The 13,170-nt window shown below is 72.7% G+C and carries 12 protein-coding genes; 6 read left to right on the forward strand and 6 right to left on the reverse strand.

What is annotated here, in order from left to right; all coding sequences use genetic code 11:
- Positions 1-20: 20 nt before the first annotated feature.
- Both FHX75_RS25080 and FHX75_RS25085 read right to left on the reverse strand, forming a co-directional pair.
- Positions 21-896: a glutamate ABC transporter substrate-binding protein gene (locus tag FHX75_RS25080; protein ID WP_154942821.1), complete on the reverse strand. Its 876-nt coding sequence runs from the start codon at positions 894-896 to the stop codon at positions 21-23.
- Positions 897-954: 58 nt separating this feature from the next.
- Positions 955-1,710, reverse strand: a complete 756-nt coding sequence (locus tag FHX75_RS25085) for an amino acid ABC transporter ATP-binding protein (protein WP_154942822.1) — start codon at positions 1,708-1,710, stop codon at positions 955-957.
- Between the two features lie 191 nt (positions 1,711-1,901).
- Between FHX75_RS25085 and selD the strand changes: the two genes are divergently transcribed.
- Together selD and FHX75_RS25095 are read left to right on the forward strand one after the other, a co-directional pair.
- Complete coding sequence (gene selD / locus FHX75_RS25090) at positions 1,902-2,897, forward strand: selenide, water dikinase SelD (protein ID WP_425463537.1); 996 nt, start codon at positions 1,902-1,904, stop codon at positions 2,895-2,897.
- Between the two features lie 260 nt (positions 2,898-3,157).
- Positions 3,158-3,637: a hypothetical protein gene (locus FHX75_RS25095; RefSeq protein WP_154942824.1), complete on the forward strand. Its 480-nt coding sequence runs from the start codon at positions 3,158-3,160 to the stop codon at positions 3,635-3,637.
- 90 nt (positions 3,638-3,727) lie between these two features.
- Here the strand turns inward: FHX75_RS25095 and FHX75_RS25100 are convergent, their stop codons facing one another.
- On the reverse strand, positions 3,728-3,955 hold the full coding sequence (locus FHX75_RS25100) for a DUF2277 domain-containing protein (protein WP_154942825.1): 228 nt from the start codon (positions 3,953-3,955) through the stop codon (positions 3,728-3,730).
- 52 nt (positions 3,956-4,007) lie between these two features.
- Between FHX75_RS25100 and miaB the strand changes: the two genes are divergently transcribed.
- A complete protein-coding gene (gene miaB / locus FHX75_RS25105; RefSeq protein ID WP_154942826.1) occupies positions 4,008-5,507 on the forward strand; it encodes a tRNA (N6-isopentenyl adenosine(37)-C2)-methylthiotransferase MiaB in 1,500 nt (499 codons plus the stop codon).
- Positions 5,508-5,567: 60 nt separating this feature from the next.
- On the opposite strand, the gene FHX75_RS25110 is transcribed toward miaB, so the two are convergent.
- Together FHX75_RS25110 and FHX75_RS25115 are read right to left on the reverse strand one after the other, a co-directional pair.
- Entirely contained in the window at positions 5,568-7,190 is a 1,623-nt protein-coding gene (locus FHX75_RS25110; protein ID WP_154942827.1) for a cellulase family glycosylhydrolase, read from the reverse strand.
- Positions 7,191-7,615: 425 nt separating this feature from the next.
- Complete coding sequence (locus FHX75_RS25115) at positions 7,616-8,824, reverse strand: DUF349 domain-containing protein (RefSeq protein WP_154942828.1); 1,209 nt, start codon at positions 8,822-8,824, stop codon at positions 7,616-7,618.
- A 151-nt stretch (positions 8,825-8,975) separates the two neighbouring features.
- Here FHX75_RS25115 and FHX75_RS25120 point away from each other — a divergent pair, with 151 nt between their 5' ends.
- Genes FHX75_RS25120 through dapF form a run of 3 tightly spaced genes read left to right on the forward strand, consistent with a single transcriptional unit; the run spans position 8,976 to position 11,507 of the window.
- The gene (locus tag FHX75_RS25120; RefSeq protein ID WP_170285456.1) at positions 8,976-9,746 is read left to right on the forward strand and encodes a class III extradiol dioxygenase subunit B-like domain-containing protein; all 771 of its coding nucleotides are present in this window, start codon (positions 8,976-8,978) and stop codon (positions 9,744-9,746) included.
- Positions 9,747-9,751: 5 nt separating this feature from the next.
- On the forward strand, positions 9,752-10,654 hold the full coding sequence (gene miaA, locus FHX75_RS25125; RefSeq protein WP_154943147.1) for a tRNA (adenosine(37)-N6)-dimethylallyltransferase MiaA: 903 nt from the start codon (positions 9,752-9,754) through the stop codon (positions 10,652-10,654).
- Positions 10,655-10,661: 7 nt separating this feature from the next.
- Entirely contained in the window at positions 10,662-11,507 is an 846-nt protein-coding gene (dapF, locus tag FHX75_RS25130; RefSeq protein ID WP_154942830.1) for a diaminopimelate epimerase, read from the forward strand.
- A 79-nt stretch (positions 11,508-11,586) separates the two neighbouring features.
- On the opposite strand, the gene FHX75_RS25135 is transcribed toward dapF, so the two are convergent.
- A complete protein-coding gene (locus FHX75_RS25135; protein ID WP_154942831.1) occupies positions 11,587-13,059 on the reverse strand; it encodes an NAD-dependent malic enzyme in 1,473 nt (490 codons plus the stop codon).
- Positions 13,060-13,170: the final 111 nt, after the last annotated feature.

Consider the following 13,170-nt stretch of genomic DNA (forward strand, 5'->3'; position numbering starts at 1 on the left):
TCTGCGATCGAAGGATCAGATCAGTAGCGGTTGACGGTCGGGGCGGTGCCCAGCTCCGCGCCGAACTTGCCGGCGGTGTCGTCCCAGGCCTTCTTCCAGCTGCCGTCGGCGAACGCCTTCTCGAGCGTGTCGTTGATGAAGGTACGGAACGCGGCGTCCTCCTTCTTCACCCCGATGCCGTACGGCTCCTTGGTGAAGTTGTCGCCGGCGAGCTTGAAGGCACCCTCGTTCTTGGCGATGTAGCCGAGCAGGATCACGTTGTCCGTGGTGACCGCGTCGACCTGGCCGCCGTTGAGGGCGTCCCGGCACTTGTCGTAGGTGTCGAAGAGCACCAGCTGGGTGGCGACGTCCTTGACGTACTGCTTGATCGTCTCGGCCGGGGTCGAGCCGGTGACCGAGCAGACCTTCTTGGTGCCGTCCTTGAAGGAGTCCGGGCCGGTGATCGTGGTGTCGTCCTTCTTGACCAGGATGTTCTGGCCGGCCTCGTAGTACGGGCCCGCGAAGGCGATGCGCTCCTTGCGCTTGTCGTTGATCGTGTACGTCGCCGCGACGAGGTCGACGGTGCCGTTGACGATGACGTCCTCACGGACCTTCGACGGCGTCTCGACGTACTCGATCTTGTCCTCGGGGATGCCGAGCTCCTTGACGATGATCTTGGCGATCTCGACGTCGAAGCCCTCCGGCTTGCCCGACAGGCCCTTCTGACCGAAGCCCGGCTGGTCGAACTTGGTGCCGATCTTGATCTTCTGGGCCTTGTTGAGCTTCTCCATGGTGCTGCCGGCGGCGAACGACTTGCTGCCGGCGCCGGTGCCCTCGTCGGAATCGCCGCCGCAGGCGGCCATGCCGAGCGCCAGCGTGGCGGCCGCCGCGAGCGCGGCTACGCGCTTGATACGCATACTCATCTCCTTCTTGGACGGAGCCCGCCGGAGGACGGCGTGCTCCACGTACGGACGCCTAGTGCGTGAGGATCTTGGAGAGGAAGTCCCTGGCCCGCTCGCTGCGGGGGTTGGCGAAGAACTCGGCCGGCGGGGCGTCCTCGACGAGCTGGCCGTCGGCCATGAAGATGACCCGGTTCGCGGCGTGCCGGGCGAAGCCCATCTCGTGGGTGACCACGACCATGGTCATGCCGTCGCGGGCCAGTGAGGTCATCACGTCCAGCACCTCCCCGACCATCTCCGGGTCGAGCGCGCTGGTCGGCTCGTCGAAGAGCATCGCCTTGGGCTGCATGGCCAGCGCGCGGGCGATCGCGGCGCGCTGCTGCTGGCCGCCGGAGAGCTGGGCGGGGTACTTGTCGGCCTGGTTGGCGATGCCGACCCGGTCCAGCAGGGCCAGGCCGCGCTCGCGGGCGACGGCCGGCTTCTCCTTGCGGACCTTGATCGGGCCGATGGTGACGTTCTCCAGGATCGTCTTGTGCGCGAAGAGGTTGAACGACTGGAAGACCATGCCGACCTCGCTGCGCAGCTTCGCCAGCGCTCGACCCTCGGCGGGCAGCGGCTGCCCGTCGAAGGTGATGGTGCCGGAGTTGATGGGCTCCAGCCGGTTGATCGTCCGGCAGAGCGTCGACTTGCCGGAGCCGGACGGGCCGATCACCACGACCACTTCGCCCCTGCCGACGGAGAGCGACACGTCGTCCAACACGTGCAGCGGGCCGAAGTACTTGTTGACCCCGTCCAGCACGATGAGCGGTTCGCCCGTCGTCACGTCGTACACCGTCCCTGTCGTCTGTCCCGGAAGCGGGGTCGGTCGACCCCCGGTTGGGCAACTGTAGGCGGGGTGAAGTGGCGGAACGCAACCTGGTTGGTCACGGAGCGGTAACACCACTGCGGGCCGTGCCCGGGAGTCCGAATTCCGCCCCGTCGCGGGGGTCCGAGTGGCGGTGGCGGCGCTCCGCCCGAGATCATGTGGGGATGACCGACCGGGTCCGCCTGACCGATTACGCCCGTGGCGGCGGCTGCGCCTGCAAGATCCCGCCCGGCGAGCTGGAGTCGATGGTGGCCGGGCTGGGCCCGGCCGGTGGCACCGCCGAACTGCTGGTCGGGCTGGACCACGGCGACGACGCCGCGGTGGTCCGCCTGGACGAGCGGACCGGGCTGGTCAGCACCGCCGACTTCTTCACCCCGGTGGTCGACGACCCGTACGACTGGGGCCGGATCGCCGCCGCCAACGCGCTCTCCGACGTGTACGCCATGGGCGGCACCCCGCTGGTCGCGTTGAACCTGCTCTGCTGGCCGCGCGAGGTGCTCCCGCTGGAGCTGGCCCGCGAGGTGCTGCGCGGCGGGCAGGACGTGGCCCGGGAGGCCGGCTGCCACCTCGCCGGCGGGCACAGCGTCGACGACGACGGCCCCAAGTACGGCCTGGCCGTCACCGGCGTGGTCCGCCCCGAGGAGCTGATCACCCTGGACGCCGGCCGGGCCGGCCTGCCGCTGTCGCTGACCAAGCCGCTCGGCGTCGGGGTGCTCAACACCCGGCACAAGCGGACCGGCGAGCGGTTCGCCGAGGCGGTCGCCTCGATGGTCGCGCTCAACCGGGACGCCGCCCGCGCGGCCGTGGCGGCCGGCATCCGCTGCGGCACCGACGTCACCGGCTTCGGCCTGCTCGGGCACGCCGCGAAGCTGGCCCGGGCCAGCCGTCTCACGGTCGCGATCGACACCGCCCGGGTGCCGTACCTGCCGGGCGCGCGGGAGGCCGTCCGGGACGGGTACGTCAGCGGCGGCACCCGGCGCAACCTGGACTGGGTGACCCCGTGGACCGACTTCGGGTCCACCGACGAGGCGGAGCGGCTGCTGCTCGCCGACGCGCAGACCTCCGGCGGGCTCCTGGTCGCCGGCGAGGTCCCCGGTGGCACCGTGGTCGGCGAGCTGCTGCCCGCCGGCGAGCACCGCCTCGTGCTCCGCTGACCCCGCCCCGCCGGTCCGCCCGCCGAGGAGCCGCAAAGGCGAGAATCCGATACGAACCCGCCGACCCCGGTTGCCCGGATCGGGCACGATACCCGATAAACTGTCACCTTCCCGCTACTCGGTGCAATGGCGCCCGAGGAAATTTTGCCCGTAATGGTCACAGACCGGTAACTTGCCCCCGGCCGAGGTCATATGCACCCCACCATCGTCAGTAAGGCCCGATCCGGAGGCCGGTGGGACGAACGCAGCGAGGAGGCGGCATGACCGAGCTGTGGAACTGGAGAATCGACGGGGCGGCACCCGTGGAGGTGTACCCCGCGCTGGCCGAGGCGCTCGGTCGGGTGGTGATGCCCCTCGCCGTCGCCGACCCGGCCCGGCTGCCCACGTACGCGGTGATCTGCGACGTGTGGGAGGCGCCGGGGGAGTTCGGCACGGTGGTGGACTGCTACGGGGTGCCCGAGCGGCTGAGCGAGCGCACCAGCATCGCCGCGCTGGCCCGGCTGCTGGGCCGCAACTGCCTGCTGACCGACGACACCCTCGACGCCGGCCGGCACCTGCTGGTCGCGCCGGACGGCACGATCCGCCCGGTGCACTTCGACGTGACCGAGACCGACGACGGCGAGGTGCTCAGCAACCAGCGGCTCTGCACGCTGGCCCATCCCGGCTGCCGGGGCTGGTCCCGGTGCCACCGCTCGCGCTGGGCGCCCGACTCGGTCAACCCGGCCCTCGCCGCGGCCTGACCTCGCCGGGGCCGGCCCCCGCCGCCCCCGCCGGGCCGCCCCGCCGGGCCGGCCCCTGCCCAGCCGGGCCCCGACCGAGCAGGCCGGGGCTCAGCCGGCCCGCGCCGGGCGGGAGCCGCGGACCTGCAACTGGTCGAGCAGGGTCGCTGTGGCGGCGGCCACCGCGCGCACCGCCGCGTCGAACGCCTCGGCGTTGTGCGCGGCCGGAGCGCGGAAGCCGGAGATCTTGCGGACGTACTGCAACGCCGCCGCCTCGATGTCGGCCGGCGTCACCTCCGGCACGTACGGCTCACGCAGGGTCTTGATGCTTCGGCACATGGCTCCTCCTCGTTCGGGTCCACCCGGTCCGCCCGGATACGCTGTGCACGTCATGACTACCGCAGCCGCCAGCAGCCCGCGCACCTACCAGGTGCGCACCTACGGCTGCCAGATGAACGTGCACGACTCCGAGCGCATTTCCGGCCTGCTGGAGCAGGCCGGCTACGTGCGCGCCGCCGAGGTCGACGACAACCCGGACGTGGTGGTGTTCAACACCTGCGCCGTCCGAGAGAACGCCGACAACCGGCTCTACGGCAACCTGGGTCATCTGCGCCCCGTGAAGGACAAGCACCCCGGCATGCAGATCGCCGTCGGCGGCTGCCTGGCCCAGAAGGACCGCGGCGAGATCGTCCGCAAGGCGCCCTGGGTCGACGTCGTCTTCGGCACGCACAACATCGGCTCGCTGCCGGTGCTGCTGGAGCGGGCCCGGCACAACACCGCCGCCGAGGTGGAGATCCTCGAATCCCTCGACGTCTTCCCGTCCACGCTGCCCACCCGGCGCGAGTCGACGTACGCCGGCTGGGTGTCGATCTCGGTGGGCTGCAACAACACGTGCACGTTCTGCATCGTGCCCTCCCTGCGCGGCAAGGAGAAGGACCGCCGCCCCGGCGACATCCTCTCCGAGGTGCGCGCCCTGGTCGACGAGGGCGTGCTGGAGGTGACCCTGCTCGGGCAGAACGTCAACTCCTACGGCGTCGAGTTCGGCGACCGGTACGCGTTCGGCAAGCTGCTGCGCGCCTGCGGTGACATCGACGGCCTGGAGCGGGTCCGGTTCACCAGCCCGCACCCGAAGGACTTCACCGACGACGTGATCGCCGCGATGGCCGAGACGCCGAACGTCTGCCACTCGCTGCACATGCCGTTGCAGTCCGGCTCGGACGACGTGCTGCGCGCGATGCGCCGCTCGTACCGGTCGGAGAAGTACCTGGGGATCATCGAGAAGGTCCGGGCGGCGATGCCGGACGCGGCGATCACCACCGACATCATCGTCGGCTTCCCCGGCGAGACCGAGGCCGACTTCCAGCGCACCCTGGACGTGGTCCGCGAGGCCCGGTTCTCCTCGGCGTTCACCTTCCAGTATTCGAAGCGCCCCGGCACGCCGGCGGCCACGATGGACGGCCAGCTGCCCAAGCAGGTGGTGCAGGAGCGCTACGAGCGGCTGATCGCCTGCGTGGAGGAGATCACCTGGGCGGAGAACAAGCGCCTGGTGGGGGAGACCGTCGAGGTGCTGGTCGCCGTCGGCGAGGGACGCAAGGACGAGCGCACCGGCCGGATGTCCGGCCGGGCCCGCGACGGGCGGCTGGTCCACTTCGACGCGGGTTCCCTGGTCGGGCAGATCCGTCCCGGCGACATCGTGCACACCACCGTGACCTACGCGGCCCCGCACCACCTCAACGCCGACGGTGAGCCGCTGTCGCACCGGCGTACCCGGGCCGGCGACGCCGCCGAGGCGGGCCGCTCACCGCGTACCCCCGGGGTGCTGCTCGGGCTGCCCACGGTCGGCGCGCCGGCCGCGGCGCCCGCACCGGCGACCGGCTGCGCCGCGCACTGACCGGCGCCGACGGCCGGGACCTCCCCGCGGAGGCCCCGGCCGTCGCCGTGTCGGTGGCGGTCAGCAGGCGGTGCCGGTGAGTTTTACCGTGCCCGGCGCGGACGCCGCGCCGTTGGCGGTGAAGCCGATCGTCACCGACGCCCCGGCCGCGAGGGACCGCGACCAGTCGGGTGCGGCGGCGGTGACCGTCGTGCCGGACTGGGTGACGGTGGCGTTCCAGCCGCTGGCCAGGCTGACCCCGGACGGCCAGGCCCAGGTCACCGACCACGGGTTCACCGCGGCGGTGCCGGTGTTCTTCACGGTCAGCTCGCCCTGGAAGCCACCCTGCCAGGCGTTGACCTGCTTGTAGCTGGCGGTGCAGCCGCCGGTCGGCGCCGGGGTGGTCGGCGTCGGACCCGGGGTGGTCGGCGTCGGCGACGGTCCACCGCCGCCCACCGGCGGGATCAGGTACGGCTGGAGGATGGCCTGCTTGGTGGTGTTGATGTTCGTCCAGTCGTCCAGCGCGATGCCGCCGGTGTCCCCGGAGTTCGGGTTCCAGGACCAGTAGGTGAAGGACATCCCGTTGACCCCGGTGCCGGTGTAGGCCATCAGGTTCTCCAGCCAGACCTTGTCCTTCGGGTCCGCGAGGGTGCTGCCGAACTCGCCCATCATGATCGGCGCGATGTTCTGCTTGTGCAGGTAACCCCAGTACCTGTCCCAGATCGCCGGCATGTTCGCCGGGTAGTCGGGGGCGTCGAACCAGGTCTGGCGGTAGACCGACGTGGCGTACTCGTGCGGCGAGTAGACCAGCCGGTTCGCCACGTTCAGCCGGACCGGGAAGTCCTTGGCCTTCGTGAGGTTGCCGCCCCACCAGCCGCAGTCCTCGTCGTTGCTGGGGTCGCCGTCCCAGACGTTCGACAGCCCGCCGCTGGGGCAGCTCACCCCCTCCACGAAGATCAGCCAGTTCGGCTGCACCCCGAGGATGGCGTTGCCGGCCCGCTCGGCCGCCAGCCGCCAGTCCCGCGCGGTGTCCCCGCAGCCCCAGCAGGCGCCGGTGGCGGCCGGGTTGGTGCCCTCGGCGTGCGGCTCGTTGTGCAGGTCCGCGCCGATCACGGTCGGGTTGCCCGCGTACCGCTGGGCGAGCATCTTCCAGTCGTTGATCCAGGTCGCCTCGGAGACCGTCGAGGTGTACCAGAGCGGCGACTGCCCGGCCGCGGTCGGCCGGTGCCGGTCCAGGATGACCCGCATCCCCTTGCCGCCGGCGTAGTCGATCACCTTGTCGAGGATCTGCAACGGGGAGAGCCCGACCAGGTCGGGGTTGACGAAGTCGTTGATCCCGCTGGCGGTCGCCCCCGGCTTCAGCGCGTCGTTGGAGTAGGGGATGCGCAGCGTGTTGTAGCCGAGGCTGGCCATCTTGTCGAGCTGACCGCGCCACGGGTTGCTCGACCAGAGCCCGTGGAACGTCTTGTTGTCCGTCTCCATGCCGAACCAGTTGATGCCGGTGAGCCGGACCGTGGCGCCGGTGCTGTCGACGATCTTGTTGCCGCTGGTGTGCAGGTAGCCGGTGCCGGTGCCGCCGACGGCGGCGGCCGCCGGGGTGGTGCTGACGGCGGCGGCGACGAGGACGCCGGCCGCGGCGGTGGCGAGCGCGGTGAGCGCGCCGCCGAGGGCGGTGGGTCGGTGCCTGCGAACTCCACTTCGGATGCCCCGCCGCGCCGTGCTCAGGCGGCGCGAGGGGCGAAGGGCCAGGTGGGTGGCCGCGCTCTCTCCCGGGTACGCGGGCAGTGCGCGGCGGACGACGCCCCGCGGACGCCTCCACTCGCTACGGACACCGGCGACTCCCGACGGCGATGTCCACCGTCGATGCCCTCGCGCCGGGGCCTGACCTGGCTCTGCCGCCCATTCTGATCAGCACACCTCGATGCGTCAACCGCCCCCACCAGGACCACGCTTTCTCCCACACCCCCCGACCCCACCCGGGCGCACTTTCTCGGAAAGCGGGCCTGTCCGCCGCCGTATGAGCCCGCTTTCTCGGAATGTGCGCGGATCTTGAGGGGGGTGTGGGGTGGGGTGGATGCGCGGGAGCCCCGGTCCCGTCGAGGGACCGGGGCTCCCGGAGCGTTACGGCGTCAGCCGGCCTGCTCGGCGAGCTGGAGGAACTGCCGCTTGGAGGCGAGCGCCTGCTCGGCCTCCTTGATCCGGCGGGCGTCCCCGGCGGCCTGCGCCCGGGCCAGCCGCTCCTCGGCCTCGGCCACCTGCGCCCGCATCTGGGCGAGCAGCGGGTTGTCCTCCTTGGTGGTCCGCCGCCAGGCCGAGTCCATGACCTCGCGGACCTTGTCGTCCACGGCCCGCAGCCGCCGCTCCAGCCCGGCGGCGGCCTCGCGCGGCACCCGACCGGCCTCGTGCCACTGCGCCTGGATCTCCCGCAGCTTGGCCTGGGCGCCCTTCGGGTCGGCGTCGACGTCCAGCGCCTCGGCCTCGGCGATCAGGGCCTGCTTGCGCTCCAGGTTGGCCCGCTGCTCGTTGTCGCGGGCCGAAAAGACCTCGCTACGCCGGCTGAAGAAGGCGTCCTGGGCGGCCCGGAACCGTTCCCAGAGCTTCTGCTCGACCTCCTTGGAGGCGCGCGGCGCGGCCTTCCACTGGTTCATCAGCTCCTTGAGCTGGTTGGCGGTGACCGCCCAGTCGGTGGAGTCCTTCAGCTTCTCCGCCTCGGCGACCAGCTCCTCCTTGACCGTCTGCGCCTGCTTGCGCTGCTGGTCGAGGGAGGCGAAGTGGGCGCCCCGGCGGCGGGTGAACCCGTCCCGGGCGGCGGCGAACCGCTTCCACAGCTCACCGTCGGCCTTCTTGTCGACCCCGCGGATGGTCTTCCACTCGTCGAGGATCTCCTTGAGCCGGTCACCGGCGGTCTTCCAGCCGGTCGACTCGGCGGCCAGCTTCTCCGCCTCCTCGACCAGGGCGGTCTTGCGGGCGAGCGCCTCGCCGCGGGCGGCGTCCCGGGCGGCCTTGGCCTCACCGGCCTTCTCCTCGGCGACGGCGGCGAGCTTGTCCAGCCGTGCGGCCAGGGCGTCGATGTCGCCGACGACGTGCGCCTCGGCCAGCGAGGCGCGGATCCGGCGGATCGTGGTCAGGGAGTGGCCGGCGTCCGCCGCGCCCGAGTTGAGCCGGGCCTCGGTCAGGTCCACCTCGGTCACCAGGTCGGCGAAGCGTCGGGCGAAGTGGGCCAGCCCCTCCTCGGGGGCACCCGCCTGCCAGGATCCGACCACCCGCTCGCCCTCAGCGGTCTTGACGTACACGGTGCCGTCCGCGTCCACCCGTCCGAAGGCAGTCCAGTCGCTCATGTGCCCATCCTCGTTCTCCCGGCGTCGACGGGACGGACCCGCGAACGCCGCCACGGCGCAGCCAAGTTACTCCCGGCATTGTCACAGGTCCGCCCCCGTGAGTGTGAAGCGCCTGTCGTCGACCGTGACCATACGGTGTCCTACCGCTGCAATGACCGGATCGGCGCGGGGACGCACCGGCGCGTCCGGCTACCGTGAACCCGTGCCTCTGGTCGCCGCCGCCGTCTGCCCTCACCCGCCCCTGATCGTGCCCGAGCTGGCCGGCGCCGCCGCCGCCGAGCTGGACGACCTCCGCGCCGCCTGTGACGCCGCCGTCACCGGGCTGCTCGCCGCCGCGCCGGACGTGGTCCTGCTGGTCGGCGACGGGCCGCGGACCACCACGTTCGACGCCGCGGACTTCGGCTCGCTGCGGGCGTACGGGCTGGACCGGCGCGTGCCGCTCTGGAAGACCAACTGCGCCGGCGGCGAGCGGCTGCCGCTGAGCCTGACCGTCGGCGCCTGGCTGATCGGCCGGTCGGGAACAGCGCTGCCCCGGCTGGCCCGGTCGGTGGTGACCGACGCCCCGCCGGCGGACTGCGTCGAGCTGGGGGCGGCACTCGTCGGCGAGCCCGACCGCCGGGTCGCGCTGCTGGTGCTGGGGGACGGGTCGGCGTGCCGGGGCCGGCAGGCGCCCGGCTACGACGACCCGCGCGCCGAGGCGTACGACGACGGGGTCGCCCGGGCCCTGGCCGACGCGGACGCCGAGGCCCTGCTCGGCCTGGACCCGGTGCTGTCGGCGGAGCTGCGGGTGGCCGGGCGGGCGCCGTGGCAGGTGCTGGCCGGCGCGGTCCGCGCGGCCGGCGGCGACTGGCGGGGCGAGCTGCGCCACTACTCGGCGCCGTACGGCGTTGCCTACGTCGTGGCGTCCTGGGAGCCGGCGTGACCGGCATGGTGGTGGCGGTGGTCGGTCCGACCGCCGCCGGCAAGTCCGCGCTGAGCATCGCCCTGGCGCACGCGCTCGACGGTGAGGTGGTCAACGCCGACTCGATGCAGCTCTACCGGGGCATGGACATCGGCACGGCCAAGCTGACCCCGGCCGAGCGGGAGGGCGTGCCGCACCACCTGCTGGACATCTGGGACGTCACCGAACCGGCCAGCGTCGCGGAGTACCAGCGGCTGGCCCGCGCGGCGGTCGACGACATCCTGGCGCGGGGCCGGGTGCCGCTGCTGGTCGGCGGCTCCGGGCTGTACGTGCGGGCGGTGCTGGAGCAGTTCGAGTTCCCCGGCACCGACCCGGCGGTGCGGCAGCGGCTGGAGGCGGAGCTGGCGACGGTGGGCCCGGCCCCGCTGCACGCCCGGCTGGCGGAGGCCGACCCGGCCGCCGCGGCCGGCATCCTGCCCGGCAACGGCCGGCGGATCGTCCGGGCCCTCGAGGTGATCGAGCTGACCGGGGCGCCGTTCACCGCCTCGCTGCCCGAACCGACCCCGTACTACCCGTCGGTGCAGCTCGGCGTCGACCTGGACACCGCGCTGCTGGACGAGCGGATCGCGCTGCGGGTGGACCGGATGTGGGCCGACGGGCTGGTCGCGGAGACCCGTGAGCTGGTCGGCCACGGCCTGCCCGAGGGGCGGACGGCCAGCCGCGCGCTCGGCTACCAGCAGGTGCTGCGCTTCCTGGCCGGGGAGCTGACCGAGACCGAGGCGCACGACGAGACGATCCGGGCCACCCGGCGCTTCGTCCGCCGGCAGCGCTCCTGGTTCCGCCGCGACCCGCGGATCCACTGGCTCGACTCGGCCTCGCCGGCGTTTGTCGACACTGCGCTGCGGATGGTCGCCGACCATCGGGGATGATGGGGGCGTGGAGTTCACCAAGGGCCACGGCACCGGCAACGACTTCGTCATCCTGCCCGACCCGGACGGGGCGCTCGACCTGACGCCCGGGCTGGTCGCCGCGATCTGCGACCGGCGGCGCGGCGTCGGCGGCGACGGCGTGCTGCGGGTGGTGCGGGCGGCGAAGCATCCGGAGGGCGCCGCCCTGGCGGCCGAGGCCGAGTGGTTCATGGACTACTGGAACTCCGACGGGTCGTTCGCGGAGATGTGCGGCAACGGCGCCCGGGTCTTCGTCCGCTACCTGCTGGAGAACGGCCTGGCCACCCCCGCCGGCGCGGCGCTGCCGGTGGCCACCCGGGCCGGTGTCGTGCGCGCCCGGGTCGAGGCCGACGCCATCGCCGTCGAGATGCGCCGCCCCCGGGTGTACGACGCCTCGACCGCCACCCTGGGCGGGCTGACCCTGCCCGGCGCGGCGGTGGACGTCGGCAACCCGCACCTGGTCTGCGCGCTGCCGGCCGGGCTGGAGCTGGCCACCCTCGACCTGACCCACGCGCCCGAGTACGACGCCGGGGTCTTCCCGGCCGGGGTGAACGTCGAGTTCATCACCTCGGGGGAGCCGGTCGCCGGCACCGACGGGCACGTGCTGATGCGGGTCTACGAGCGGGGCTCGGCCGAGACGCTCTCCTGCGGCACCGGCGCCTGCGCGGTGGCCGCGGTGGCCCTGCGCGACGCCGCCCGGGACACCGGCACGGTCGCGGTCGACGTCCCCGGCGGTCGCCTGACGGTCACCGTCACCGACGACTCCTGCTGGCTGTCCGGCCCCGCCGTCCTGGTGGCCACCGGCACCGTCATCCCCGCCACCCTGCTCCCCTGAGGCGCCCGCCGACCCGCCGGGAGGTGGCGCTGAGCCGACTCGTCCGTCCGGGGTCAGCGGGCGTACCCGCAGGTGGGCGTCAGGGGGTCGCGGAGGCGTTGGCGGCGATCTCGGGGAGGTCGGCCGGGCCGGAGTCGGCGGCCGGTCGCGGCGCGGTGGCCGGGTTCTGGGCGGCGGCGCGGACGGCGGCGGCGACCGCCGGGGCGACCCGGGAGTCGAAGACGCTCGGCACGATCACCGTCGGGTTGATCTTGTCCTCGCCGACCACGTCCGCGATGGCCCGGGCCGCGGCGATCGCCATCTCCTCGGTGAACTCCTCGGCGTGCGCGTCGAGCATGCCGCGGAAGACGCCCGGGAAGGCGAGCACGTTGTTGATCTGGTTCGGCTGGTCCGAGCGGCCGGTGGCGACGACCGCGGCGTGCTTGCGCGCCTCCCGCGGGTCGACCTCCGGGTCCGGGTTGGCCAGCGCGAAGACGATCGCGTCCTTCGCCATGGTGGCGATGTCGTCGCCGGTGAGCAGGTTCGGCGCGCTCACCCCGATGAAGACGTCCGCGCCGCGGACCGCCCCGGGCAGGTCGCCGGAGTAGTTGTCCTTGTTGGTGTTCTCCGCCAGCCACTGCCAGGCCGGGTTGAGCCCGGTCAGGCCGCGGTGCAGGGCGCCCTGCCGGTCGTACGCGATGATGTCGCCCACGCCCTGGCGCAGCAGCAGCTTCATGATCGCGGTGCCGGCCGCGCCGGCGCCGGAGACGACCACCCGGACGTCCGGGAGCTGCTTGCCCACCACGCGCAGCGCGTTGGTCAGCGCGGCCAGCACGCAGATCGCGGTGCCGTGCTGGTCGTCGTGGAAGACCGGGATGTCCAGCGCCTCGCGCAGCCGGGCCTCGATCTCGAAGCAGCGCGGCGCGGCGATGTCCTCCAGGTTGATCCCGCCGTACGCGGGGGCGATCGCCTTGACGATCTGCACGATCTCGTCGGTGTCCTGGGTGTCCAGCACCACCGGCCAGGCGTCCACCCCGCCGAAGCGCTTGAACAGCGCGGCCTTGCCCTCCATCACCGGCAGCGACGCCGCCGGCCCGAGGTTGCCCAGGCCCAGCACGGCCGAGCCGTCGCTGACCACCGCGACGGTGTTGCGCTTGATGGTCAGCCGGCGGGCGTCCGCCGGGTTCTCCGCGATCGCCATGCAGACCCGGGCCACCCCCGGGGTGTACGCGCGGGACAGCTCGTCGCGGGTGCGGAGCCCGACCTTGGAGGTGACCTCGATCTTGCCGCCCAGGTGCAGCAGGAACGTCCGGTCGGAGACCTTGCGCACGTCCACGCCGTCCAGCGCGGTCAGCGCGTCGACCACCTGGTCGGCGTGGCTGGCGTCGGCGGTGTCGCAGGTGAGGTCGACGATGACGCTGGTCGGGTCGGAGTCGACCACGTCGAGGGCGGTGACGATCGCGCCGGCCTCACCGACCGCAGTGGTCAGCCGGCCGATCGAGGAGGCGTCCGCGGGTACCGCGATCCGGATCGTGATCGAGAATCCGGCACTCGGTAGTCGGGTGATTGCCACGGGGTCCCTCCGTCGACGCTGAGCGGCTCGCCAGGCATTTCTACCCGCCTGCCGAGGTCGCCCGGCAGCCGCCCCCGACTTTTGCCACCTCAGGGGCGGGCATATAGCAGG

Origin of the sequence: Micromonospora palomenae (assembly GCF_007829925.1) — a bacterium.
Lineage (GTDB): Bacteria > Actinomycetota > Actinomycetes > Mycobacteriales > Micromonosporaceae > Micromonospora > Micromonospora purpureochromogenes.

Excerpts from the sequence above, each read along its gene's own strand:
- FHX75_RS25080 (WP_154942821.1), bottom strand. The coding sequence starts at position 896 with ATGCGTATCAAGCGCGTAGCCGCGCTCGCGGCGGCCGCCACGCTGGCG.
- FHX75_RS25095 (WP_154942824.1), top strand. The coding sequence starts at position 3,158 with ATGACCGAGCTGTGGAACTGGAGAATCGACGGGGCGGCACCCGTGGAG.
- FHX75_RS25100 (WP_154942825.1), bottom strand. The coding sequence starts at position 3,955 with ATGTGCCGAAGCATCAAGACCCTGCGTGAGCCGTACGTGCCGGAGGTG.
- miaB (WP_154942826.1), top strand. The coding sequence starts at position 4,008 with ATGACTACCGCAGCCGCCAGCAGCCCGCGCACCTACCAGGTGCGCACC.
- FHX75_RS25115 (WP_154942828.1), bottom strand. The coding sequence starts at position 8,824 with ATGAGCGACTGGACTGCCTTCGGACGGGTGGACGCGGACGGCACCGTG.
- FHX75_RS25120 (WP_170285456.1), top strand. The coding sequence starts at position 8,976 with ATGACCGGATCGGCGCGGGGACGCACCGGCGCGTCCGGCTACCGTGAA.
- miaA (WP_154943147.1), top strand. The coding sequence starts at position 9,752 with ATGGTGGTGGCGGTGGTCGGTCCGACCGCCGCCGGCAAGTCCGCGCTG.